Raw genomic sequence first — 21,809 nt, 5'->3', positions numbered from 1 at the left:
TGCAGGCGTTTTTTTGCTATCTTCACACATGGCTGATCCTCCTTGTATGGACGGTGACTTCAGACACCACCATCTTAACAACGCGAGGCTCTCAGCCACCCTATTTCCTCGCACTCCTTGCGGCTTAAGGTAGTGCCATGACAGTCTGACCCATATTCCGATCAGAGGAAGATTCAGGATTACCAGCAGAAGATTGCCGATCCACATGCTGGCGATCATTCCCCAGAACAATTCCGGACGCTGCGTCATGACCTGCGGCCCGGGCGTGATGCCATGGATCGTCATGGCGCCGACCATCAAGGCCATGACGGCGTTGGAGGGAATACCGAGCGTGAGCAGGGGAATGAACGACGTTTGCGCACCCGCGTTATTGGCCGATTCCGGCGCGGCGACGCCTTCGATTGCCCCTTTGCCGAAGCGAGACGGGTCCTTCGCGATCTTCTTTTCCAGGGTGTAAGCGGCGAAGGACCCGAGCACCGCGCCGCCCCCCGGCAGGATACCGAGCAACGCGCCGATTCCGGTACCGCGCAGCACCGCCTTGCACGAAGCTGCAAAATCCTCGCGCGTCGGCATCAGGCTGCTGATCTCCGCCATCACGACTTCGCGTTTTGCGCGCCGCTCCAGATTGGCGATGATCTCCGAAAAACCGAACACGCCCATGGCCACCACCACGAATCCGATGCCGTCGGCGAGTTGCGGCAGACCGAAGGTAAAACGGAACAGCCCGGTATTCGTGTCCGCGCCGACGAGGCCGAGCAGCAGGCCGAGGATGATCATGGCGATGGCCTTGATCAACGATCCCCGTGCCAGCACGATGGCCGCGATCAGACCCAGAACCATCAGCGAAAAATATTCGGCCGGACCGAATTGGAATGCAATCTCGGCCAGTGGCGGGGCAAACATGGCCAGCATCAGCGTGCTGACCGTGCCCGCGAAAAACGAACCCAGCGCGGCGATTGCAAGCGCCGGACCCGCGCGTCCTTGTCGCGCCATCGCATAACCGTCGAGACAGGTGACGACCGACGATGATTCGCCGGGAATGTTGACCAGAATGGCGGTCGTTGAACCGCCGTATTGCGCAGCGTAGTAGATGCCCGCCAGCATGATCAGGGCCGAGACCGGCGGCAGCGTATAAGTTGCCGGCAAGAGCATGGCGATGGTCGCGACCGGGCCGATGCCAGGAAGCACGCCAATGAGCGTGCCGAGCAATACCCCGATGAAGCAGTACAAAATATTCTGCAGCGTCAGGGCGACGCCAAAACCGAGTTGCAGATCGGCGAGCAGTTCCATCAGAAGGGCAATAGCGTGAAGGGCAGGCCGAGGCCGTAGGCGAACACGCCCACCGACAAGCCCAGCAGCGCAATGGTGAGAACAACTACTTCGCGCCAGCGGCTTTCCGGGCTGGCGGCGGCGCCAATGACAGTCATCAGGACCGTGGCGGCTACCAGCCCGATGGTATCCACCGACGCTGCGAACGCTCCGATCGCAAGGAGCACCAGCAGCAGCGGGCGCAGGCCGATGGATTCAATCCCGTCCCCGGCGATCACCAGGCTCTTGATGCAGATCGCCGCACCGAGTATCAGCAGCAGCGTGCCCAGAACGAAGGGGAAATAGCCGGAGCCCATGTGCAGCGCCGTGCCCATCGGGTAGTCGCGGCCCACCAGGACTGCACACAAACCGAACAACAGAAATATCGTCCCGGCGAAAAAGTCACGGGGGTTGCGAATGCGGGCGTTCAATCTCCTCCCCGTTATGCTTTTATAGTGTTGCGATTCAGGGTGGAGCTATTCTTTCACATGCTTTCCCCTATTCGCAAACCGCAGGGCGCAATCGGGGCTAGGGCCGGGTACACAGCGACGCATGCAAGGCCTGCAGGATTTCTCCGCTGCGAGCGTCCTGCACAAACGCGGCAAGCGAGAGATCGGATCGTTTCCAGTCCGGGGGCAGTACCATGGCCGACTTCCAGTGCAAACTGCCGGCTGCGGCCATCGGCAGCGGTCCAGCGAGTTCACGCACCACAAAGTCGTGGTGGAGCAGTTTCCCCCGATTTTCTCCAGCCTTTATCGCGCTCTGGAGCCGGTTTTCGGTGATTGCGATGTATGTTTGCGCAGCACTCGTCAGCGCCGGCTGCGCGAGCCGCATGTCCAGTTCCAGTTCGACACCCGAAGATACCGGTCGCTGCCGCAGAAACAAGGTGGCGGCGGCCGGCAGCCGGTTGAGCTCGTTGATGCGTTCGTCGAAGCGGCTATCCGAAAACGATGTCCGATAGTCGGCGCCGTTCAGAAGTAGTTGCGGGGTATAGACGACACTCGCACGATTACGCTCCGCCTGCATGCGCTGGCGGGCACTGAATTGCGCTTTCGCCATGCGATCCGGCCAGCCGAGCTGATCCCAATAATCGACATGGAAGGCGAGCGGGATCACACGATCGGGCGTGAACCCTCTGGCGGGCAGGGCGCTTAGCCATCTATCCGCCGGCGGACAACTGTTGCAGCCTTCGGAAGTATAAAGTTCGAGCACGGTCACTCGCGTCGTCGAGCTGCGTGTTTCGCATGTTTCGCTGGCCGCCCAGGATTGCAGCGAGACCAACACGAGGACGACCGCCGGCAGGAAATGCAAATTGGAGGCGGATAGTGTTGCCATAAGCGGTTTCATGGTGTAGAGATCCCCGGCGGCAAAGGTTCTTTCAAATGGGTGGTTTTGCTATGATGCGACTTCATTCCCCCGGCGGCGCACTCCTTGAGCATCGATTTACACACCCACTCCACGTATTCCGATGGAGTGCTGACGCCTGCGGCCCTGGTCCGGCGGGCGGCATCCCGAGGCGTAAGCCTGCTCGCCCTGACTGACCACGACGAAACCGGCGGTCTTGAAGAGGCAGAGCAGGCAGCCTTCGAGGTCAATATCCTGCTGGTCCCCGGCGTCGAGATCTCGGTCGCATGGAACGGGCATACCCTCCACCTGCTTGGCCTCGACATCGATCCGCATGCACCGGAACTTGCGGACGGATTGGCCTCGATCCGCCACTCGCGCGGCGAGCGTGCGGTACGAATCGCGGCACAACTCGATGCCGTAGGCGTACCCGGCAGCCTGCCGGGCGCGGCACGACATGCCGGAAATTCCGCCGCGATCGGTCGCAGCCACTTCGCCCGCTTCCTGGTGGAACAGAAGCACGTGCGCAATACGAGCGACGCATTCCGCCGCTATCTCGGCGCAGGTCGGTGCGGCTATGTGCCGCCTTCCTGGCCTGAACTTGCTCAGGCGATCGACTGGATCCATTGCGCCGGGGGCCAGGCGGTGCTGGCGCATCCCGATCGCTATCGACTGGCGCCTCGCGTAATGCAGTCCTTGTTCGAGGTCTTTGGGCAAAGTGGCGGCGATGGGATCGAAATCAGCAGCGACGGCCGCTTCAAGGCTTCAGCACAGATACGTCCGGCGCGACAGTTTGGATTCGCGCTGTCGTCCGGGTCGGACTTCCATGCGCCGGGAAAGTACGTCGCGGATCTTGGCGATGTAACGGAAATTCCCACCGGCGTGCCGGCTCTGTGGCAGCGTCTGCGGGCAATGAGATGACGCTGGTCGCATGGCCCAGTATTTCGCGGTACATCCCGAAGATCCCCAGCAGCGACTTATTCGCCGCGCGGTCGAAATTGTGCGCAACGGCGGACTGATGGTCTATCCGACCGACTCCTGCTACGCGCTTGGCTGCCATATCGGCGACAAGGGCGCCATGGAGCGCGTGCGCCGCATCCGTCAGGTGGATGAGCATCATCACTTCACGCTGGTCTGCCGCGACCTCTCGGAGCTCGGGCAGTACGCGATCGTGGACAACATACAATACCGGTCGCTCAAGGCGTCGACGCCGGGCAGCTATACATTCATTCTCAAAGCGAGCCGGGAAGTGCCGAAACGCCTGCTGAATCCGAAGCGCAACACCATCGGCGTGCGTGTGCCCGATCATAACGTGGTGCGAGCATTGCTGGAGGAAATGGGTGAACCGATATTGAGCTCGACACTGATGCTTCCTGGCGATGAATTGCCGTTGAACGACATGAACGACATTCGAAGCCGGCTGCAACATGATGTGGACGTAGTGCTCGACGGCGGATCGTGCGGCGTGGAAATGACCACTGTCGTGGATCTGACCGGCGATATGCCGGCTATCGTCAGGCGGGGCAAGGGCAGCACCGCGCCGTTTGGAGTGCCTGCATGATGGAACTGGAGCACACCGTCCGCCTCATCGCGCTATACGCGATTCCAGGAATATTCGCGATCACCCTGCACGAAGCGGCGCACGGGTACGCGGCCAGGCATTTCGGCGATCTGACCGCGTATCAGGCCGGACGCATCACGCTCAATCCGATCCGTCACATCGATCCGATGGGCACGATCGTCATTCCGGTATTGATATTGATTGCCAGCCAGGGGAAATACGCGTTCGGATGGGCAAAACCGGTGCCGGTCAACTTCGGCCGGTTGCGAAATCCAAAACACGACATGCTGTGGGTGGCCGCCGCCGGGCCGGGAGCGAATCTGCTGATGGCGATCCTCTGGGCTTTCGTGATCAAGGCGATGCAGGGTGTTCCACCGAATTACTTCACCGAGCCGGTTCTGCTGATGGCGCGCGGCGGCATCATCGTCAACGCGGTTCTGATGGTGCTCAACTTGCTGCCATTGCCGCCGCTCGACGGCGGACGGATTGCGGTAAGTCTACTGCCACACAAACTGGCGGTCCGGTTTGCCAGGGTCGAGCCCTTCGGATTGATCATCCTGCTGGTGCTAATGCTGCTGGGTGTGCTCGGGAGGGTAATGTGGCCCTTCATCGCCGGTTTCATCGGATTGCTGGCCTCACTGTTCAACATCGGCGGGTTATTCGGCCTTAACTGAGGACTTCAATGTTCGTCGATCGCGTACTCTCCGGAATGCGACCCACCGGCAGCCTGCATCTCGGGCACTATCATGGCGTGCTGAAAAACTGGGTGAAATTGCAGCACGAATTCCAGTGCCTTTTCTTCGTGGCCGACTGGCACGCGCTGACCACGCATTACGACACGCCGGAAATCATCGGACAGAATGTGTGGGACATGCTAGTCGACTGGCTGGCCGCAGGCGTGGATCCGTCGCAGGCCACGCTGTTCATCCAGTCACAGGTACCCGAACACGCCGAATTGCACCTGCTGCTTTCCATGATCACGCCGCTCGGCTGGCTGGAACGGGTTCCGAGCTACAAGGACCAGCAGGAAAAACTCACCGACAGGGACCTCTCCACCTACGGCTTTCTCGGCTATCCCTTGCTGCAGAGCGCGGACATCCTGATCTATCGCGCCAATCGCGTACCGGTCGGCGAAGACCAGGTTCCCCATATCGAGTTCACCCGCGAAATTGCGCGTCGCTTCAATCACGTCTACGGAAGGGAGGCGGGCTTCGAGCAGAAAGCCGAAACCGCGGTGAAAAAACTGGGCGTCAAACGCGGCAAGCTTTACCGGGAATTGCGCACGCGTTACCAGGAGCAGGGAGACCAGGAAGCGCTGGCCGCGGCGAAGGCCTTGCTCGAGGAAGCGGCCAATCTGTCGATGGGAGACCGCGAGCGGCTGTTCGGTTTTCTCGAAGGCGGCGGCAAGATGATTCTCTCGGAACCGCAGGCGCTTCTCACCGAAGCTTCGAAAATGCCAGGCCTTGACGGGCAGAAGATGTCCAAGTCCTACAACAACGCCATCACGTTGCGTGAAGATGCCGACAGCGTCACCAAGAAAATCCGTACCATGCCCACGGACCCGGCGCGCGTGCGGCGATCCGATCCCGGTGATCCGGAGAAGTGCCCGGTGTGGGAATTTCACAAAGTCTACTCTGGCGATGAAACGCGGGCCTGGGTGCAAAAAGGATGCAGGAGCGCCGGCATCGGCTGTCTGGAATGCAAGCAACCGGTAATCGACGCCGTACTTAAGGAACAGGAACCGATGCGCGAGAGAGCCCAAGTTTACCTGGACGATCCGACACTGGTGCGCAACATCATTGCCGACGGATGTGATCGTGTCCACAAGCTTGCTGCGGAGACGATGCGCGACGTGCGCAACGCGATGGGGCTGAATTATTCCTGAGGATTTCAGGCCCTTTGGCGCAGCAATCTCTGCTGCTCACGCTTCCAGTCTTTTTCCTTTTCGGCCTCTCTTTTGTCATGCTGTTTCTTGCCTTTGGCGAGACCGACCTCCAGTTTGACCCGTCCGCGGGTGTAATGCAGATCGAGCGGGACGAGGGTATAGCCGGCACGCTCAACCCTGCCGATCAGTTTGCGGATTTCTTCGGCGTGCAGCAGCAGCTTGCGGGTGCGGGTGGGATCGGCGTGGATGTGGGTTGATGCCGCCGTCAACGGCGTCACATGGCAGCCGATCAGATAGATCTCGGCGTTTTTGACGACGACGTACGCTTCCTTGAGCTGAACGTGCCCTGCGCGGATCGACTTGACCTCCCAGCCTTCCAGCACCATGCCCGCCTCGAAACGTTCTTCGACGAAATAGTCATGGAAGGCCTTCCTGTTCTGAACGATGCTCATAACGGCGTGAGTTTTTGCTGCGGGTCGTGTATTTTACCAACGCTTCCGCGACTACTCAGAAATATCTAATGGCGCTGGTGGAAAAATCCGTGTTGATAGAGTACTCCGCCGCGCAGATGTACGCGCTGGTGGAGAATGTGGCGGCCTATCCCGAGTTCCTGCCGTGGTGTGGCGGCACCGAGATCCTCAAGCGCGAAGGCGACATCATCCGCGCCGCCATCACCATCGATTTTCGCGGAATCAAACAGCGCTTCTCGACCGAAAATCACGCCCACCCGCCGCAGCTGATAGAAATGAGCCTGGTCGACGGGCCATTTCGCCAACTCGACGGCAGTTGGCGCTTCAAGGCGCTGGGTGACGAGGCCTGCAAGATCGAATTTCGCCTGCACTACGAATTTTCCAGCAAGCTTCTGGAAAAAATCGTCGGACCGCTGTTCCATTTCATCGCCAGCACGTTCGTCGAAGCATTCGTCAAACGCGCACAACAACTTTATGGAAACCGATGAAGATACGGGTCGCGGTGGTTTATGCGCTCCCGGAGGCACAGGCGATCGTCGAGCTGGAGTTGCGGCAAGGAGCTACAGTCGCGGATGCGCTCGCTGCCTCGCGATTACAGGACATTCTGCCCGGCAACTCGTTCGCTGGCCTTCGCATCGGTGTCTGGGGCGCGTCCGTGTTGCCGGATACTGAACTGCGCGACCGCGACCGCGTGGAAATCTACCGGGGGCTAGTGGCGGACCCGAAGCAAGCGAGGCGCAAGCGGGCAAGACAGCAACGCGTGTCGAGAATGCGCCGCTAAAGCGTATTGCGGTATTATTTGCACCAGCTTTCGACTGATTTTTTTCCGCGCTCGATTTCCTGCTCAATCTGGGCATCGTTCAAATACTCGCGCTCGCCCTGAGCGTTGGTGCGCGTTGTCCTTCCGCCAGACTGGAGATTTTTCAACTGTGAACGGGCCTGCTCGCAATTCTGCGTCTTCTCTGCCGCTTCATCGGCCTTTTTCTTGTCTGCGGCTTCGCGCTCGGCCGCCTCGACCTGACGCTTCTTGAAGTCCGCCTCCTGCTCGATATAAGTCTTGGCCTTGGTCGCCGGTGCGCCCTTTTCAGTCGGTGCCGACGCAGCGGGCGTCGACGCCGATGGCTTGCGCGGCTTTACCGTTACCTGCTCCTTGGCATTTGCGGGAGGGGGCTGGTCGGAATAATGGACCTTCCCCTCTGCGTCGATCCACTTGTAGGTTTGCGCGGCGGCTGGCAGGGCGACGAGCCCGGTGCCAATGATCATCGCAAGCAGCAGGCCGCCAATAAGGTGATGTCGCATATTCTAAAGTTCTCCTTCTCGATCAACGGAACGGTGGATAGCTTTTTTGAGCAATCCCAAGTTCGGACTGTTTCTGCGCGATGCGCGCCTGCTCGACTGCCATCGTCGTGTCGCCTTCCTGCAGAGCGCGGCGCGCCTTGCGCAGCGCGTCCTCGGCGCTGGTCCAAAGTGCGCGCTGGGCTTCCGCCTGCCTGGCAGCCGCCTCCGCCTCGGCAATTGCGGCTTCGGCGCCAGAGGCATCCGGAGCAACCGGCGCTGCATTTGCAATGGCAGCACCGATGATCGACAGAGCGATCGAAAATACAAGCACCCAACGTTTGAAGCCGCGCATCTGTTTACCGCAGGGGAGTTGTGAGCCTGGCCGCTAACCATAGCCGCTCGCGACTCCACGGTCAACGGACAATGCCCGCGGGTTGCTGGATTTACCACTCGAAACCCGGTCTGTATAATGGCGTCTTTGTGAAGGATCAAAAGCATGAGAGTCCTGCAAAAGGCGCTCACCTTCGATGACGTTCTGCTGGTTCCTGCCCATTCGACTGTTCTGCCCCGCGACGTCAACCTGACGACGCGTCTGACCAAAAGCATCGTCCTGAACATACCGCTGATTTCCGCGGCGATGGATACGGTCACGGAGGCGCCTCTCGCCATAGCCATGGCGCAAGAAGGGGGCATAGGCATCGTCCACAAGAATATGCTGCCCAAGGTTCAGGCCGCCGAAGTCGCCAAGGTCAAGCGATTCGAAAGCGGTGTCGTAAAGGACCCGATCACGATTTCGCAGGACATGACGGTGCGTAACGTGCTTAATCTCATCCGTCAGCACCGCATTTCGGGCCTGCCCGTGGTGGACGATTCGAAGGTGGTCGGCATCGTCACCAACCGCGATCTGCGGTTCGAAAACAACCTCGATCAGCCTGTGAAGAACATCATGACGCCTCGCGCGAGACTGGTAACCGTTAAGGAAGGGGTCAGCATCGAGGAAGCGATGCGTCTGTTGCATCAGCACCGGCTCGAGCGTGTGCTGGTCGTCAACGAAAACTTCGAGCTGCGCGGGCTGATCACCGTCAAGGACATTCTGAAATCCTCCGAACACCCGTATGCCAGCAAGGATCAGCTCGGGCGCCTGCGCGTGGGTGCGGCGGTCGGGGTCGGCGAAGGCACGGAGGAGCGCGTCGGTTTCCTGGTCGAAGCCGGCGTGGATGTCATTATCGTCGATACGGCACATGGACATTCGCAAGGGGTGCTCGATCGTGTGCGCTGGATCAAGCGCACGTATCCCGCCGCGCAGGTGATTGGAGGAAACATTGCCACGGCAGGCGCGGCGAAGTCTCTGCTCGATCAGGGCGCGGATGGCGTCAAGGTCGGGATCGGACCCGGCTCGATCTGCACGACCCGCATCGTTGCAGGTGTGGGTGTTCCACAGATCACGGCGATCAGCGAAGTCGCCACGGCACTCAAGGGAACCGGCGTACCGATGATCGCCGACGGCGGCATTCGTTACTCCGGAGACATTGCCAAGGCCATCTCCGCGGGCGCTGATTCGGTGATGCTGGGTGGCCTGTTCGCCGGCACGGAGGAAGCGCCCGGTGAAATCGAATTGTTCCAAGGCCGTTCGTACAAGTCATACCGGGGCATGGGCTCGCTCGGAGCCATGCAGCAAGGTTCGAGCGACCGCTATTTCCAGGACGATGAAGACAGTGCGGACAAGCTGGTGCCGGAAGGCGTGGAGGGTCGCGTGCCCTATAAGGGCAGCGTGGTCCAGGTCATGCACCAGTTGATGGGTGGCCTGCGTTCGGCAATGGGCTATCTGGGCTGCCCCACGATCGAAGCCGTGAAGGAACGTGCCGAATTTGTGCAGATCACGGCGGCGGGCGTGCGCGAATCGCACGTGCATGACGTCCAGATCGTCAAGGAAGCGCCGAACTACCACGTGGACTGATCTGCGGGCGCAGCCAGGCAACCGCAGGTTGCCCGTCCCAGGTGTTCCCGATCATTGACCTGTTTTCCGTATAGCCTTCACTTGCGATGCACGATAAGGTTCTGATCCTCGACTTCGGCGCCCAGTACAGCCAGTTGATTGCGCGACGCGTGCGCGAAGCCGGCGTGTACTGCGAGTTGCATCCCTACGACGTCAGCGATGATTTCCTGCGCAGCTTTGCGCCGAAGGGAATCATCCTTTCCGGCGGGCCTGCCTCGGTCACCGAGGGCGGCACGCCGCGCGCCCCGCAACTGGTGTTCGAGTTTGGCGTCCCGGTTCTGGGTATTTGCTACGGCATGCAAACCATGGCGGCGCAACTCGGCGGTGCGGTGGAAAACGGACAGGTGCGCGAATTCGGTTACGCAGAAGTTCGGGCACGAGGTTATTCGAAACTGCTCGAAGGCATCGAAGACCGCCGCAATGCAGAAGGGCACGGACTGCTCGATGTCTGGATGAGCCACGGCGACAAGGTCGACGCGTTACCGCCCGGGTTCAAGGTCATCGCCGGCAACGCCGCGACGCCGATCGCCGGCATGGCTGATGAATCGCGCGGATTCTATGGCGTGCAATTCCATCCTGAAGTCACCCATACGCTGCAAGGCAAGGCGCTGATCGGGCAATTCCTGCATCGCATCTGCGGCCTCGGTTCGGACTGGAACATGCCGGACTATCTCGAAGAGGCGGTCGGACGCATCCGCTCCGATGTCGGCCAGGAAGAGGTCATCCTCGGACTCTCCGGCGGCGTCGACTCCTCGGTGGCCGCCGCGCTCATCCATCGCGCTATAGGCGCACAACTGACCTGCGTGTTCGTCGACACCGGTCTGCTGCGTCTGAACGAAGCGGCACAGGTCATGCAGACCTTTGCCAGCAATCTCGGGGTCAGGGTCATTCACGTGGATGCTTCAACGCAGTTCATGTCGGCGCTCAAAGGCGTCAGCGATCCGGAGGGAAAGCGCAAGGTCATCGGCCGCGAGTTCGTCGAGGTATTTCAGCGCGAAGCCGCCAGGCTGCCGCATGCGAAATGGCTGGCCCAAGGCACGATCTATCCGGACGTCATCGAATCGGCCGGCGCCAAGACCAAGAAGGCCCACACCATCAAATCCCACCACAACGTAGGCGGGTTGCCGGACACGCTGCATCTGAATCTGCTGGAGCCCTTGCGGGAGCTGTTCAAGGACGAAGTACGCGAACTCGGGCTGGCGCTGGGGCTGCCGCACGACATGGTGTTTCGCCATCCCTTTCCGGGGCCGGGCCTGGGTGTTCGCATCCTCGGGGAAGTGAAAAGCGAGTTCGCCGACCTGTTGCGGCGGGCCGATGCGATTTTCATCGACGAGTTGCGCGCCGCCGGCTGGTATGACAAAACGGCGCAGGCGTTCGCCGTATTCCTGCCGGTCAAGTCGGTTGGCGTGATGGGTGACGGGCGCACTTACGAGTATGTCGTGGCCCTCAGGGCGGTGCAGACCCAGGATTTCATGACCGCCCATTGGGCGGAACTGCCGTACACGCTGCTGTCCAAAGTCTCCAACCGCATCATCAACGAAGTACGGGGCGTCAATCGCGTGGTTTACGACATTTCCGGCAAGCCGCCCGCGACTATCGAGTGGGAGTGAAGACGCCTGTTTTTCACATAAGATATGATTCTTAAGTATCTGAATTAATATATGTCGGATACGGAATTTATGTCCGAAGCGCTGGCCTTGGCAATGTCGGCCAGGCAGGCAGGGGAAGTCCCGGTCGGCGCAATCGTTGTTTGTGACGGGCAGATCGTCGGCAGAGGATACAACGCGCCGATCAGTTCGCATGACCCGTCGGCGCATGCCGAAATCCAGGCTTTGCGTGCCGCCGCCCTAGCCTTGGGGAATTACCGGCTAGCGGGATGCACGTTGTATGTCACGTTGGAGCCCTGCGCGATGTGCGCGGGCGCCATCCAGCATGCCCGCATCGCGCGGGTCGTGTTCGGCGCAGCCGACCCGAAAACCGGCGCCTGCGGCAGCGTGGTAAACCTGTTTGCCGAACCGCTGTTGAACCACCACACCCGGATCGAAGGCGGCGTGCTGGCGCAGCAGTGCGGCGAACTGCTGACGAATTTCTTCCGCGAACGCCGGGCCACAGCGCAATAATCAGCGCAATGAAATCGATCCGCATCAGTATTCCGGACCAGACGTTGGAACTGAACGAAGACGGCAAATCACTCAGACGCTATCTGATTTCCACCTCGAAAAATGGCGTCGGCGAAAAAAATGGCAGCCTCTGCACGCCGCGCGGCCGTCATATCGTTCGTGCCAAAGTCGGGGCGGGCGCGCCCGTCAATGCCGTTTTCGTCAAGCGTCGTCCGACCGGGGAGATCTACGATGCCGAGCTCGGCAGCCGGTTTCCGGAGAGGGACTGGATGCTGACGCGGTTGCTGTGGCTATCGGGGTGCGAGCCCGGATTCAACCGACTGGGCGATGTCGATACCATGCGGCGCTACATCTATATCCACGGCAGTCCGGATTCCGCAGTCATGGGCAAGCCCGGTTCGATAGGCTGCATCCGCATGCGCAATCGCGACCTTCTGGAATTGTTCGATCTCGTCGAACCCGGAACTCCGGTCGAGATTACGGAATCCGTCCCTTAACACCCCCCAATCCCCTCGGTTGTGCATCGCAGCGCAATTGGGTACAGTGCCGCCGGCCCATTCGGGCATAACTAAGGAGAATTTACCGATGAGGCTGAAGGGCAAGGTGGCGATTATCACGGGATCGGCGCGTGGAATCGGACATGCCACCGCGCTGAAGTTCGCGGCAGAAGGCGCCAAAGTCGTGGTCTGTGATCTCGACCGCAAAGAGGTCGACCAGGTCGTCGCGGAAATCGTGGCCGATGGGGGTCAGGCAGTCGGTTTCACGGTGAATGTCACCGACAAAGCGAGCATCGCCGTAATGGTAAAAGGTGTGACGGACAAGTACGGCCGCATCGATGTGCTGGTCAACAACGCCGGCGTCGTCGACGACGCGATGTTCCGCAAGATGTCCGACGAACAATTCGAGCGTGTCATCGACATCAACCTCAAGGGAACCTACAACTGCGCCCGTGCCGTAGTGGACATCATGATCGCGCAGAACGCCGGCGTGATCCTGAATGCTTCCTCGGTGGTCGGCCTCTACGGTAATTTCGGCCAGACCAATTACTCCGCGAGCAAGTTCGGCGTCATCGGCATGGCCAAGACCTGGGCGCGAGAACTCGGGCGCAAGGGCATACGCGCCAACGCGGTCTGCCCGGGTTTCGTCGAAACCATGATCCTGAAATCCATTCCGGAGAAAGTCATGCAGGCGATGATCGATCGCGTGCCACTTGGACGCCTGGCGAGGCCGGAGGAGATCGCCAACACCTACGCCTTCCTCGCCTCAGACGAAGCCAGCTACATCAATGGGGCGGTTATCGAGGTCAGCGGCGGCGCTACCGTTTAACACTGCCACCGGGCTTAAAAGGCCAGAGCGGCAGATTCCGCGCGAATGAAGCCGTCAACGAAAGTATCCGTCCGCCCCGCCGACTGGTCCGTCGATCGGGAAATCCTCAAGGCACTTCGCGAAAAAGTTTTCATCCGCGAACAATTCGTGCCGGCCGACATGGAGTGGGATGAGTTCGACCCGCAGTCGCGCCACGTCGTGGCATCAGTGGACGGCATTCTGATCGGCACCGGACGACTCCTTCCCGACGGCCACATCGGACGCATGGCGGTACTGCGGGAGTGGCGCGGCCAAGGCGCCGGCAGCGCGCTGCTCACAGGCCTGATGGACATCGCGCGTACGCTCGGCATGCGGCGCGTGCTGCTGAATGCGCAAGTTCAGGCGTTGCCTTTTTATCTACGCCATGGCTTCCAGGCAGAAGGCGAAGAGTTCCTGGACGCGGGAATTCCACATCGCCGGATGTGGCGCGATCTTTAGTTCGCTGTTGAAATCGGATCCTGAGCAAGAGCGAACCGGTAACGCCTGTCTTCGATCAATTCACCCCGCTCGCCGAACGAGCGCTCGCGGAAATGAACCTCGCCGTCATGTTCTATCAGCAGGACGGTGGAGGCGCGCGTGCCATAGCCCGGCGCGCCAATGAACGCTGCGGAAAGCAGCTTTTCCCAATCCCGGCTTATTCCAGTATTCGGCAGCGCGCGCTCTTCGGCGATGCTGCGGTCCGAAAGCGCTGCCAGCATCGTCTCGATCAATCTGTCCGGCCTGGCGGCTCCGGCAATAGCTTCACGCAGGGCAAGTTTGCCGCGTTCGACTTTTGGCCAGGGTGAGTCGAGAAGATGATTGCTCAATCCGTAAACCCCTGCCGCCAGCATCATGGATCGGTCATCTTTGTTCGAGAGGTAGTGTACGCCGGCAGCGTCGCCTGCCAACAGATTGAAGCCATGGTATTCGCGGGCGTTATGTTCCATCGACGCGATGTAGGCCTGCGCCCCAGTGGAGCCGGAGAGGTAGCTGGCGACCAGCCCTCCACGCGATCGCGTACCAGGTTCGGGTGACGTGCCATCGCGGAAATTGGTGACGGCCGCCCAGCGTCCATCAGTGGCAACCCCCAACCATGTTCCGCCTTTCTCCAGGTCGCGCCCACCGAGAACGCGCGGCGCATCGGACCAGTAATCGGCCGCCGCCGTCGGACGCCGGAAAAACTCATCGCGGTTGGCAGCGACCACCAGGCGATAACGCGGATCAGCGCGATGCGCAATCAGGATCAGGCACATGAGCCTTCGAAACACTCCACGTGGCGCACGCCGCCGGTTACCAGGACGGCGGCGAAATCTGTCCCATGTACGGCCGCGGCGAGGCATTGCTCGAAGGCATCGACATCCCCCACGCCTTCGTAGACTTCCATCCAGGTCGAGGGATCATTGCGCTTCCTGAGCAGGCGGCCATCAATGCCGGTTTTGTCTTTCAATGCCGCCTGGATGTGTCGCACCAGCGTCTGCGCCTGCGCCGGTTGTGCGACGCGATAGTAGATGTAATAGGAGAGCGACAACAGCTTCAGCCTGGAACGGCCGCCCCCGGCGGCGCTGACAAATCGACTGGCTCGCCGCTTGCAATCTGCACCGCTTGGGCAGCGGCTTGTTCGGATACCACCGCTAGCAGAGCCCATCCATCGCCGGGAATCGACGCCGTATTGAGTACAGTCCCGCATTGCTGGCCCGCCGCCAGGAGCGCATCACCGGCACGAACGCCTCCGCGCGTGCGGCCGAGGCACAGCTTGCGTTTCACTTCGCCGAGATAATGGGTACGCGCAACGATTTCCTGCCCGGTGTAGCAACCTTTGTCGAAACTCACGCCGCCGATCGCATCCAGGCCGATCATCTGCGGCAGGAACTGATCCTGGGTTGCCGCCGTGATCCAAGGCACGCCGGTCTCGATCTGCACCCAGTTCCAGCATTCCGCACCAGCGGGGACGGCATGTTTTGCCAGAGCCTCCCAAAGTGCGGCCATTCCGTTCGAAGCGGCGACCACAAGAAAGTTATCACCGGGCAGTCGCACCGCAGATGCGTGCGCATGACGTCCCATCGCAAGCCGTCCTTGCGGCGGTACTCCCAGTTCCTGCTGCAACACATCTGGTGCGGCGGGGCCGGCCAGGCCCAGAGCGCGCAGGCCGCTTTCGCGCTCGATTTTCACATCAGAACGCAGTATGAACTTGCGTAACCGGTTGGCCACGGAGGCGGCGACGTCGGCCGGTGTGTACATCAGGTAACCTTGCGGCATCGACAAGAGCATGAAATTGGCCAGGAGTCGCCCCTTGGGCGTGCAATAGCCTCCGAACTGCGCCTGATCCGGAGTCACCTGGTCGAGATCGCAGGTCAGTTGTCCCTGCAGAAAGGCTTTGGCGTCGCTGCCATGAATTCGCAACAGGTCAAAATGCGTAACGGGGGTGACTGCGGCACCCAAGCGCGCGGCGGCGAATTCGCGCCGTGGATCCCCTAAGTGGGGAAGTGCCGCAGCGCCGAGGCTGACAATATTGTTCCAGTCGATCAGATCGCCCATGACGTCCTCACTCCTTTGTCACCGATTATAAGTCGGCCAACCCCATGCGCGCGTCGCCTTTGCGCCTGCGGATAGCGGCTTCGCCCCTGCTGGCCAGCGCGCTCTTGTTGGCGCATGGCGCGGCGATCGCCTGCGCCATCCTGTTTCTGCCGGGGTGGTGGATGCCCGCGCTGGCATCCGCTGCTATCGCCGGTAGTCTTGTTTTTCATATTCGCCGGGATGCGTTACAGCTTTCCGGCTATGCCGTGACCGAACTTCTTCTGAGAGACGGTGCGCGCTGCGAATTCACCTTGAGAAATGGAGAAAAGCTGGCCGGAAACATAGAAGGCTCGACCTTCGTCGCCCCGCTGTTGATCGTCATCAATGTCAGTTCGGAACAGTGGGGCAGGCGCCGGACGGCGATCCTGATGCCGGACAGCGCTCCGGCCGAGGACCTCAGGCGCATCAGGGTATGGCTCAGACATCGCGTCCGGCCGGATTCGCCCGCCTCAGGGCCCTTTTAGGACCGTGTCGCGCGGCTCCGCAAGCAGGCTCGGATAGTCCCGGCTGAAATGTAGGCCCCGGCTTTCGTGCCTCGACATTGCACTACGCACGATCAAGTCGGCCGTTGTTACGAGGTTGCGCAAGTCGAGCAGGTCGGCGGTCACCCTGAAGTTCGAGTAGTACTCTTGGATCTCCTCGGTCAGCAGACTTATCCGGTGGTGTGCCCGCTCGAGGCGCTTGTTGGTGCGGACGATGCCTACGTAGTCCCACATGAAGCGGCGCAACTCGTGCCAGTTGTGGGAGATCACGATTTCCTCGTCGGCATCGGTGACTCGGCTTTCGTCCCACTGCGGCAATGACGGGGACTGGGATTTCGGCTGCCCGAGAATGTGGGTCGCCGCGGCTTTGCCGAATACCAGGCATTCCAGCAGCGAATTGCTGGCCAGCCGGTTGGCGCCATGCAAGCCGGTATGCGTCGTTTCCCCGACCGCGTAGAGGCCGGCGAGGTCGGTGAGCCCGTCGCGATCGACCTGGATGCCCCCGCAGGTGTAATGCGCCGCCGGTACGACCGGAATGGACTGGCGGGAAATGTCGATGCCGAACTCAAGGCAGCGGGCGTAGATGTTCGGGAAATGCTCCCGCAGGAATTCCACCGGCTGATGGCTGATGTCGAGATATACGCAATCCAGGCCGCGTTTTTTCATCTCGAAGTCAATCGCCCGTGCCACCACGTCGCGCGGCGCCAGCTCCGCGCGCTGATCGTATCCGGGCATGAAGCGCGTGCCATCGGGCAGTCGCAGTATTCCGCCTTCGCCGCGCACGGCTTCCGAAATCAGGAAAGACTTGGCGTGCGGGTGATACAGGCAGGTGGGATGGAACTGGATGAATTCCATGTTCGACACCCGGCATCCGGCACGCCATCCCATGGCGATGCCATCCCCGGTGGCCGTGTCCGGATTGGTGGTATAGAGATACACCTTTCCGGCGCCGCCGGTGGCGAGTACCACTTGGTCCGCGGCGACGGTTTCCACGCGCCCGCTTTTCTCGTTAAGGCAATAGACGCCAAAGCACCGATTTTCCGGAAGACCGAGCTTGCCTGCGGTGATCAGGTCCACCGCCATGTAGTGTTCCAGAACCACGATGTTCGGATGGGCCTTGATTTTGGCTTCGAGCGTGGTCTGCACCGCGTGGCCGGTCGCATCCGCGGCATGGATTACGCGCCGGTGGCTGTGTCCGCCTTCCCGGGTCAGGTGATAACCGACGTCGCTGGTTGCGTCGCGAGTAAAGGGAACCCCCTGGCCGATCAGCCATTCGATCGCCTGGCGGCCACGCTCGACCACGTAACGGGTGACCTCGGGACTGCAGAGTCCGGCGCCGGCGATCTCCGTGTCGTGGACGTGGTCGGCGGGGCTGTCGTCCTTGGCGAGCACGGCTGCGATCCCACCCTGCGCCCAGTTTGATGCGCCGTCGAGAAGCTCGCGCTTCGTAAAAATTCCCACCTTCCGGTGATCCGCCAGGTGCAGCGCAACCGTCAGGCCGGCCAGACCGCTGCCGATGATCGCGACGTCGAAGCGCTTCATTGATTTCTCGCTGGTTGGGAGCGCGGCAGTTTACCCCAATGCTGCTGCCGTAAATCGTCATCCTGGCCGCATTTTGTCGGAGTGAACTAATGATTGGCGGCTTTGTCTCTGAGTTAGCGAATCGCGCTGCGTTTCCCGGATAGGTCTCTGCAGGTATACTTACGCGCCTTTTGAGACGTACTGCGATCAATAATCAGAATATTCGGGAAATTTGGCTAGATGGGCGACCGTGAAGTTGACCAGGCGCTGGTCGAGCGGGCGCAACGCGGAGACAAGCACGCCTTCGAGTTGCTCGTTGCGAAGTACCAGCGCAAGCTTGGACGTCTGCTTTCCCGGTTCATCCGCGATCCTGCCGAGGTGGAGGACGTTGCCCAGGAAGCATTCATCAAGGCTTACAGGGCGCTGCCTTCGTTCCGCGGAGACAGCGCCTTTTATACTTGGCTGTACAGAATCGGTATCAACACCGCCAAGAATTATCTGGTGGCGATGGGGCGCCGAGCGCCGACCACCACGGAGTTCAATAGCGAAGAGGCGGAAAATTTCGAGGACGGGGATCAGCTCCGCGATCTGAACACGCCTGAAGCGGAGCTGATGACCAAGCAAATTGCGTCCACAGTGAACCAGACGATGGAAGAGTTGCCTGAGGAATTACGGACCGCGATTACACTGCGGGAAATCGAGGGCATGAGTTACGAGGATATTGCGAGTGTGATGAATTGCCCGATCGGAACAGTCAGGTCGCGCATTTTCAGGGCACGGGAGACCATTGCGGAAAGGCTGCGCCCGTTGTTGGACACCAGCAAGGAAAAGAGGTGGTAGGCATGGAACGAATTTCTGCATTCATGGATGGCGAAGTCGAGGAGTCCGAAGTCACCGACCAGGTTAGGCGGATGAAAGAAGACCCCGGGCTCCGGGCTGTCTGGGGCACATATCACCTTATCGGCGATGCCCTGCGCGGCGAAAAGATCGGACTTTCGCAGGATTTCAACGCGAAACTGAGCGCCAAGCTGGCTGAAGAGCCAACCATCCTGGCTCCACGTAGCCGGACGCCTCTGCAAACGAGCGCTCGCCGGTTCGCCCTGCCGGTCGCTGCTTCGCTGGGCGGTGTCGCGTTGGTCGCCTGGCTGGCCGTGTTCAACAATCCCTTTGCCCCGCAGAAAGAAAGCCTGGCTCTCCAGCCGCCGGCCCCCCTGGTCGCGCAGACCCAGCTTGCCGCCAATCCGGCAAGCGGCGAGGTCAATGACTATCTTCTGGCGCACCAGCAATTTTCTTCGAGCGCGACCATGCAGGGCGTAGCTTCGTATGTGCGCACGGTTTCCGGACAAGGCATGGAAGAAAAACGCTGACCATGATGCGTCAGGCGTTATGGTTGCCGGCGCTGTTCGCGCTGGGTCTGTCAGGAGGAGTCGCCGCCGCCGATCCGTTGCAGCAATCCGAAGCGCTCGCGCTGTTGCAGAAAATAGCCGACGCGGCTCGTGAACTGAATTACACCGGCACCTCCGTCTATCAGCGCGGCGACCAGGTCGAAACCTCCCGCATCGTCCACTTCGTCGACGGGGAAAACGAATACACAAAAGTGGAAACGCTGGACGGTCCGCGCCGCGAAGTCATTTGCAATAATGATGAAGTTCTCCGCTATTACCCCGATGCGAAGATCGTCCGCAGCGACAAGCGCGATGCGCGCCGGACTTTCCCGGCATTGCTTCCTGAGCAGCTGTCGTCCCTGACCGAATACTACGAAATTCGCAAAGGAGAATCGGAGCGCATCGCTGGCCTCGATTCGCAGGCCCTAGTCCTCGATCCAAAGGACGGCATGCGTTATGGACACAAATTCTGGGCTGACATCAACTCCGGTTTGCTGCTGAAGGCCCGCATGCTGAGCGAGCGGCACAATGTCGTCGAGCAAATCCGTTTCACGCAAGTTGTCATCGGCAGCGGCGTTACACGCGAGATGGTGCAGCCGTCGTTCAATATACGTTTCCCGGAATGGCGGCTCGACCGGTTCGCCAATAGCACGATCAGCGAAGTGGAGTCGGGCTGGACGGTAAAGAATTCTCCGGCAGGCTTCCGCAAGATCCTGGAAATGCGGCGTACCAAGCAGGGTAACTCGGTGCTCGTCACCCACATGGTCTACTCGGATGGCCTGGCCGCGGTATCGGTTTTCATCGAGCCAGCCGCGACGCGCCACAGGATCAACGAGGGGCTGTCCCAGCAGGGGGCCACCAATATCTATACCCGCATCGTAGATGACCAAGTCGTGACTGTGCTCGGCGAAGCGCCCGCCGCGACCGTCATTCAAATAGCAGACTCCGTCTCGCCACGGGGCAAGTAGTTTCCGGCGCCGCGGTTTTACCGCATCATTGCCTGTGTATTGTTCCATTACCGAAGGAAGCCACTGATGTTCAGAAGACTATGTTTGTCCCTGTTGCTGTGGGTGCCGCTGCTGGGCTTGGCCCAGGTTCAGGGCCTGCCGGATTTCACCGACCTGGTCGACAAACAGGGACCCGCGGTCGTAAATGTCAGCACGACTTCGACGGCCCATGGAGGCGGGGGACAGTCGCCGGTTCCCGAAGACGATCCCTTCTATGATTTTTTCCGACGTTTCGGACCGCCCCAGCAACGCGACTACGAGACGCGCTCACTCGGTTCCGGTTTCATCGTCAGCGCCGACGGCTACATTCTGACCAACGCCCATGTCGTGGACATGGCCGATGAGGTCACGGTGAAACTCAACGATAAACGCGAGTTCAAGGCCAAAGTCATTGGTGCCGACAAACGCACCGACGTGGCAGTCATCAAGATCGAAGCAACCGGGCTGCCGGCGGTGAAAATAGGCGATCCGGAAAAACTCCGGGTAGGCGAATGGGTGCTGGCAATCGGGTCTCCGTTCGGCTTCGAAAGCACGGTCACGGCTGGCATCGTGAGCGCGAAAGGCCGCTCATTGCCGCAGGAAAATTACGTCCCGTTCATCCAGACCGATGTCGCCATCAACCCGGGCAACTCCGGCGGACCCCTGTTCAATCTCAAAGGCGAAGTTGTCGGCATCAATTCCCAGATCTACAGCCGCACGGGCGGCTTCATGGGTTTGTCCTTCGCCATACCGATCGACGTGGCAATGGATATTTCCAATCAACTCAGGACGGCCGGACGTGTCAGCCGCGGCCGCATCGGCGTCGTGATCCAGGAGGTCACCAAGGAACTGGCGGAATCGTTTGGACTGCCCAAGGCTTCGGGAGCCCTGGTCAATTCGGTGGAGAAGGGCGGACCGGCCGAGAAAGCCGGTATCGAAGCGTCGGATGTCATTCTGAAATTCGACGGCAAGAACGTCACATCGTCGGCCGATCTGCCGCGCATCGTGGCGCAAAGCCGACCCGGCTCGAAAGTGACCGCGCAGATCTGGCGCAAGGGCGCCTCTCGCGACGTCGCCATCACAGTGGGCGAAATGCCCGAGGAAAAAATGGCCCAGCGGCCCGGTCGCAAGGAGTCCAAACCAGGCAATGTCGTCGCGCGACTCGGCCTGACGCTGGGCGAACTGACTGCGGATCAACGCAAGGAACTGGGGCTGAGCGGCGGCGGGCTGCTGGTCGAGGATACCCAGGGCGCTGCGGCCAAGGCCGGCATTCGTCGCGGCGATGTCCTCATGGCGATCAACAATCAGGATGTGAAGTCGGTCGAGCAGTTGAACCAGTTGCTCGGCCAGTTTGAGAAAGCGCGTAGCGTCGCGTTGTTGATCAGGCGCGGCGATGGCGCGCTTTACGTACCGCTGCGGCTGGATGGCAACTGATCCGGGCGGGCGGATACAGCCTGCCTGCAAAACGCGAAAGCCGCTCGTGGCAGGGTAAAATCCGTTACAATTTCCGGCTTTGGAATCCCTTTGAAAGGGCACGTTCGTGCCCTTTTTTCTA

The 21,809-nt window shown here is 60.5% G+C and carries 27 protein-coding genes; 17 read left to right on the top strand and 10 right to left on the bottom strand.

Annotated elements, in window-relative coordinates; translation table 11 throughout:
- The 3 genes from HY067_11425 to HY067_11415 all read right to left on the bottom strand — a co-directional run.
- Nucleotides 1-1,290: tripartite tricarboxylate transporter permease (locus HY067_11425; GenBank protein MBI3528565.1), on the bottom strand; the 1,290-nt coding region annotated here is incomplete at its 3' end.
- Nucleotides 1,290-1,739: a tripartite tricarboxylate transporter TctB family protein gene (locus tag HY067_11420; GenBank protein MBI3528564.1), complete on the bottom strand. Its 450-nt coding sequence runs from the start codon at nt 1,737-1,739 to the stop codon at nt 1,290-1,292. The genes HY067_11420 and HY067_11425, both read right to left, overlap by 1 nt.
- 97 nt (nt 1,740-1,836) lie before the next feature.
- The gene (locus HY067_11415) at nt 1,837-2,643 is read right to left on the bottom strand and encodes a DUF1223 domain-containing protein (GenBank protein ID MBI3528563.1); all 807 of its coding nucleotides are present in this window, start codon (nt 2,641-2,643) and stop codon (nt 1,837-1,839) included.
- 75 nt (nt 2,644-2,718) lie between these two features.
- Between HY067_11415 and HY067_11410 the strand changes: the two genes are divergently transcribed.
- From HY067_11410 to HY067_11395, 4 genes are read left to right on the top strand one after another with little or no spacing between them, the layout of a single operon-like run.
- Nucleotides 2,719-3,573, top strand: coding sequence for a PHP domain-containing protein (locus HY067_11410; protein MBI3528562.1), 855 nt, complete (start codon nt 2,719-2,721; stop codon nt 3,571-3,573).
- A gap of 10 nt (nt 3,574-3,583) precedes the next feature.
- Nucleotides 3,584-4,213 (top strand): threonylcarbamoyl-AMP synthase, encoded by a 630-nt coding sequence (locus HY067_11405; GenBank protein MBI3528561.1) that lies wholly within the window; start codon nt 3,584-3,586, stop codon nt 4,211-4,213.
- Nucleotides 4,214-4,218: 5 nt separating this feature from the next.
- Nucleotides 4,219-4,887: a site-2 protease family protein gene (locus HY067_11400; GenBank protein ID MBI3528560.1), complete on the top strand. Its 669-nt coding sequence runs from the start codon at nt 4,219-4,221 to the stop codon at nt 4,885-4,887.
- An 8-nt stretch (nt 4,888-4,895) separates the two neighbouring features.
- Nucleotides 4,896-6,098, top strand: coding sequence for a tryptophan--tRNA ligase (locus HY067_11395; GenBank protein MBI3528559.1), 1,203 nt, complete (start codon nt 4,896-4,898; stop codon nt 6,096-6,098).
- Nucleotides 6,099-6,103: 5 nt separating this feature from the next.
- On the opposite strand, the gene smpB is transcribed toward HY067_11395, so the two are convergent.
- On the bottom strand, nt 6,104-6,550 hold the full coding sequence (gene smpB, locus HY067_11390) for an SsrA-binding protein SmpB (protein ID MBI3528558.1): 447 nt from the start codon (nt 6,548-6,550) through the stop codon (nt 6,104-6,106).
- Between the two features lie 68 nt (nt 6,551-6,618).
- Here smpB and HY067_11385 point away from each other — a divergent pair, with 68 nt between their 5' ends.
- Both HY067_11385 and HY067_11380 read left to right on the top strand, forming a co-directional pair.
- Nucleotides 6,619-7,056: a type II toxin-antitoxin system RatA family toxin gene (locus tag HY067_11385; protein ID MBI3528557.1), complete on the top strand. Its 438-nt coding sequence runs from the start codon at nt 6,619-6,621 to the stop codon at nt 7,054-7,056.
- Nucleotides 7,053-7,349 (top strand): RnfH family protein, encoded by a 297-nt coding sequence (locus tag HY067_11380; GenBank protein MBI3528556.1) that lies wholly within the window; start codon nt 7,053-7,055, stop codon nt 7,347-7,349. Before HY067_11385 ends, HY067_11380 begins: the two co-directional genes overlap by 4 nt.
- 14 nt (nt 7,350-7,363) lie before the next feature.
- Here the strand turns inward: HY067_11380 and HY067_11375 are convergent, their stop codons facing one another.
- The gene (locus HY067_11375; GenBank protein MBI3528555.1) at nt 7,364-7,831 is read right to left on the bottom strand and encodes a DUF4124 domain-containing protein; all 468 of its coding nucleotides are present in this window, start codon (nt 7,829-7,831) and stop codon (nt 7,364-7,366) included.
- A gap of 58 nt (nt 7,832-7,889) precedes the next feature.
- A complete protein-coding gene (locus HY067_11370; protein MBI3528554.1) occupies nt 7,890-8,198 on the bottom strand; it encodes a hypothetical protein in 309 nt (102 codons plus the stop codon).
- A gap of 144 nt (nt 8,199-8,342) precedes the next feature.
- Between HY067_11370 and guaB the strand changes: the two genes are divergently transcribed.
- From guaB to HY067_11340, 6 genes are all read left to right on the top strand, one after another.
- Nucleotides 8,343-9,803 carry an IMP dehydrogenase gene (guaB, locus tag HY067_11365; protein MBI3528553.1) on the top strand — a complete coding sequence of 487 codons (1,461 nt, stop codon included), beginning with the start codon at nt 8,343-8,345 and terminating at the stop codon, nt 9,801-9,803.
- An 86-nt stretch (nt 9,804-9,889) separates the two neighbouring features.
- Nucleotides 9,890-11,452, top strand: a complete 1,563-nt coding sequence (gene guaA, locus HY067_11360) for a glutamine-hydrolyzing GMP synthase (protein MBI3528552.1) — start codon at nt 9,890-9,892, stop codon at nt 11,450-11,452.
- 51 nt (nt 11,453-11,503) lie between these two features.
- Nucleotides 11,504-11,962 carry a tRNA adenosine(34) deaminase TadA gene (gene tadA, locus HY067_11355; protein ID MBI3528551.1) on the top strand — a complete coding sequence of 153 codons (459 nt, stop codon included), beginning with the start codon at nt 11,504-11,506 and terminating at the stop codon, nt 11,960-11,962.
- Nucleotides 11,963-11,970: 8 nt separating this feature from the next.
- Entirely contained in the window at nt 11,971-12,459 is a 489-nt protein-coding gene (locus HY067_11350; GenBank protein ID MBI3528550.1) for a L,D-transpeptidase, read from the top strand.
- An 88-nt stretch (nt 12,460-12,547) separates the two neighbouring features.
- The gene (gene fabG / locus HY067_11345) at nt 12,548-13,288 is read left to right on the top strand and encodes a 3-oxoacyl-ACP reductase FabG (protein ID MBI3528549.1); all 741 of its coding nucleotides are present in this window, start codon (nt 12,548-12,550) and stop codon (nt 13,286-13,288) included.
- A gap of 45 nt (nt 13,289-13,333) precedes the next feature.
- On the top strand, nt 13,334-13,765 hold the full coding sequence (locus HY067_11340) for a GNAT family N-acetyltransferase (protein MBI3528548.1): 432 nt from the start codon (nt 13,334-13,336) through the stop codon (nt 13,763-13,765).
- Here the strand turns inward: HY067_11340 and HY067_11335 are convergent.
- From HY067_11335 to HY067_11325, 3 genes are read right to left on the bottom strand one after another with little or no spacing between them, the layout of a single operon-like run.
- Complete coding sequence (locus tag HY067_11335; protein MBI3528547.1) at nt 13,762-14,559, bottom strand: NRDE family protein; 798 nt, start codon at nt 14,557-14,559, stop codon at nt 13,762-13,764. The two genes, HY067_11340 and HY067_11335, sit on opposite strands and share 4 nt — an antisense overlap.
- On the bottom strand, nt 14,550-14,834 hold the full coding sequence (locus HY067_11330) for a DUF4936 family protein (GenBank protein ID MBI3528546.1): 285 nt from the start codon (nt 14,832-14,834) through the stop codon (nt 14,550-14,552). The genes HY067_11335 and HY067_11330 overlap by 10 nt, the downstream gene beginning before the upstream one ends.
- Before the next feature lie 5 nt (nt 14,835-14,839).
- Complete coding sequence (locus HY067_11325) at nt 14,840-15,841, bottom strand: folate-binding protein YgfZ (protein MBI3528545.1); 1,002 nt, start codon at nt 15,839-15,841, stop codon at nt 14,840-14,842.
- 44 nt (nt 15,842-15,885) lie between these two features.
- Between HY067_11325 and HY067_11320 the strand changes: the two genes are divergently transcribed.
- A complete protein-coding gene (locus HY067_11320; protein ID MBI3528544.1) occupies nt 15,886-16,344 on the top strand; it encodes a hypothetical protein in 459 nt (152 codons plus the stop codon).
- On the opposite strand, the gene nadB is transcribed toward HY067_11320, so the two are convergent.
- Nucleotides 16,330-17,904 carry an L-aspartate oxidase gene (gene nadB / locus HY067_11315; protein MBI3528543.1) on the bottom strand — a complete coding sequence of 525 codons (1,575 nt, stop codon included), beginning with the start codon at nt 17,902-17,904 and terminating at the stop codon, nt 16,330-16,332. The genes HY067_11320 and nadB overlap by 15 nt on opposite strands.
- Before the next feature lie 219 nt (nt 17,905-18,123).
- Between nadB and rpoE the strand changes: the two genes are divergently transcribed.
- The 4 genes from rpoE (at nt 18,124) to HY067_11295 (ending at nt 21,688) form a co-directional block, all read left to right on the top strand.
- Nucleotides 18,124-18,723, top strand: coding sequence for an RNA polymerase sigma factor RpoE (gene rpoE, locus HY067_11310; protein MBI3528542.1), 600 nt, complete (start codon nt 18,124-18,126; stop codon nt 18,721-18,723).
- A 23-nt stretch (nt 18,724-18,746) separates the two neighbouring features.
- Nucleotides 18,747-19,250, top strand: coding sequence for a sigma-E factor negative regulatory protein (locus HY067_11305; protein MBI3528541.1), 504 nt, complete (start codon nt 18,747-18,749; stop codon nt 19,248-19,250).
- A gap of 2 nt (nt 19,251-19,252) precedes the next feature.
- A complete protein-coding gene (locus HY067_11300; GenBank protein MBI3528540.1) occupies nt 19,253-20,236 on the top strand; it encodes a MucB/RseB C-terminal domain-containing protein in 984 nt (327 codons plus the stop codon).
- Between the two features lie 66 nt (nt 20,237-20,302).
- Nucleotides 20,303-21,688: a DegQ family serine endoprotease gene (locus HY067_11295; GenBank protein MBI3528539.1), complete on the top strand. Its 1,386-nt coding sequence runs from the start codon at nt 20,303-20,305 to the stop codon at nt 21,686-21,688.
- Nucleotides 21,689-21,809: the final 121 nt, after the last annotated feature.

It is taken from the genome of Betaproteobacteria bacterium (assembly GCA_016194905.1).
Lineage (GTDB): Bacteria > Pseudomonadota > Gammaproteobacteria > Burkholderiales > JACQAP01 > JACQAP01.
This window is presented reverse-complemented; position numbering and strand designations above follow the sequence as displayed.

What these genes read in the sequence shown, in the direction of transcription:
- HY067_11300 (MBI3528540.1), top strand. Translation starts at nt 19,253, where the DNA reads ATGATGCGTCAGGCGTTATGGTTGCCGGCGCTGTTCGCGCTGGGTCTG.
- rpoE (MBI3528542.1), top strand. Translation starts at nt 18,124, where the DNA reads ATGGGCGACCGTGAAGTTGACCAGGCGCTGGTCGAGCGGGCGCAACGC.
- tadA (MBI3528551.1), top strand. Translation starts at nt 11,504, where the DNA reads ATGTCGGATACGGAATTTATGTCCGAAGCGCTGGCCTTGGCAATGTCG.
- HY067_11305 (MBI3528541.1), top strand. Translation starts at nt 18,747, where the DNA reads ATGGATGGCGAAGTCGAGGAGTCCGAAGTCACCGACCAGGTTAGGCGG.
- fabG (MBI3528549.1), top strand. Translation starts at nt 12,548, where the DNA reads ATGAGGCTGAAGGGCAAGGTGGCGATTATCACGGGATCGGCGCGTGGA.
- HY067_11395 (MBI3528559.1), top strand. Translation starts at nt 4,896, where the DNA reads ATGTTCGTCGATCGCGTACTCTCCGGAATGCGACCCACCGGCAGCCTG.
- HY067_11380 (MBI3528556.1), top strand. Translation starts at nt 7,053, where the DNA reads ATGAAGATACGGGTCGCGGTGGTTTATGCGCTCCCGGAGGCACAGGCG.
- HY067_11320 (MBI3528544.1), top strand. Translation starts at nt 15,886, where the DNA reads ATGCGCGCGTCGCCTTTGCGCCTGCGGATAGCGGCTTCGCCCCTGCTG.
- HY067_11385 (MBI3528557.1), top strand. Translation starts at nt 6,619, where the DNA reads ATGGCGCTGGTGGAAAAATCCGTGTTGATAGAGTACTCCGCCGCGCAG.
- HY067_11340 (MBI3528548.1), top strand. Translation starts at nt 13,334, where the DNA reads ATGAAGCCGTCAACGAAAGTATCCGTCCGCCCCGCCGACTGGTCCGTC.
- nadB (MBI3528543.1), bottom strand. Translation starts at nt 17,904, where the DNA reads ATGAAGCGCTTCGACGTCGCGATCATCGGCAGCGGTCTGGCCGGCCTG.
- smpB (MBI3528558.1), bottom strand. Translation starts at nt 6,550, where the DNA reads ATGAGCATCGTTCAGAACAGGAAGGCCTTCCATGACTATTTCGTCGAA.
- HY067_11405 (MBI3528561.1), top strand. Translation starts at nt 3,584, where the DNA reads ATGGCCCAGTATTTCGCGGTACATCCCGAAGATCCCCAGCAGCGACTT.
- guaB (MBI3528553.1), top strand. Translation starts at nt 8,343, where the DNA reads ATGAGAGTCCTGCAAAAGGCGCTCACCTTCGATGACGTTCTGCTGGTT.
- guaA (MBI3528552.1), top strand. Translation starts at nt 9,890, where the DNA reads ATGCACGATAAGGTTCTGATCCTCGACTTCGGCGCCCAGTACAGCCAG.
- HY067_11370 (MBI3528554.1), bottom strand. Translation starts at nt 8,198, where the DNA reads ATGCGCGGCTTCAAACGTTGGGTGCTTGTATTTTCGATCGCTCTGTCG.
- HY067_11415 (MBI3528563.1), bottom strand. Translation starts at nt 2,643, where the DNA reads ATGGCAACACTATCCGCCTCCAATTTGCATTTCCTGCCGGCGGTCGTC.
- HY067_11295 (MBI3528539.1), top strand. Translation starts at nt 20,303, where the DNA reads ATGTTCAGAAGACTATGTTTGTCCCTGTTGCTGTGGGTGCCGCTGCTG.
- HY067_11325 (MBI3528545.1), bottom strand. Translation starts at nt 15,841, where the DNA reads ATGGGCGATCTGATCGACTGGAACAATATTGTCAGCCTCGGCGCTGCG.
- HY067_11375 (MBI3528555.1), bottom strand. Translation starts at nt 7,831, where the DNA reads ATGATCATTGGCACCGGGCTCGTCGCCCTGCCAGCCGCCGCGCAAACC.
- HY067_11335 (MBI3528547.1), bottom strand. Translation starts at nt 14,559, where the DNA reads ATGTGCCTGATCCTGATTGCGCATCGCGCTGATCCGCGTTATCGCCTG.
- HY067_11350 (MBI3528550.1), top strand. Translation starts at nt 11,971, where the DNA reads ATGAAATCGATCCGCATCAGTATTCCGGACCAGACGTTGGAACTGAAC.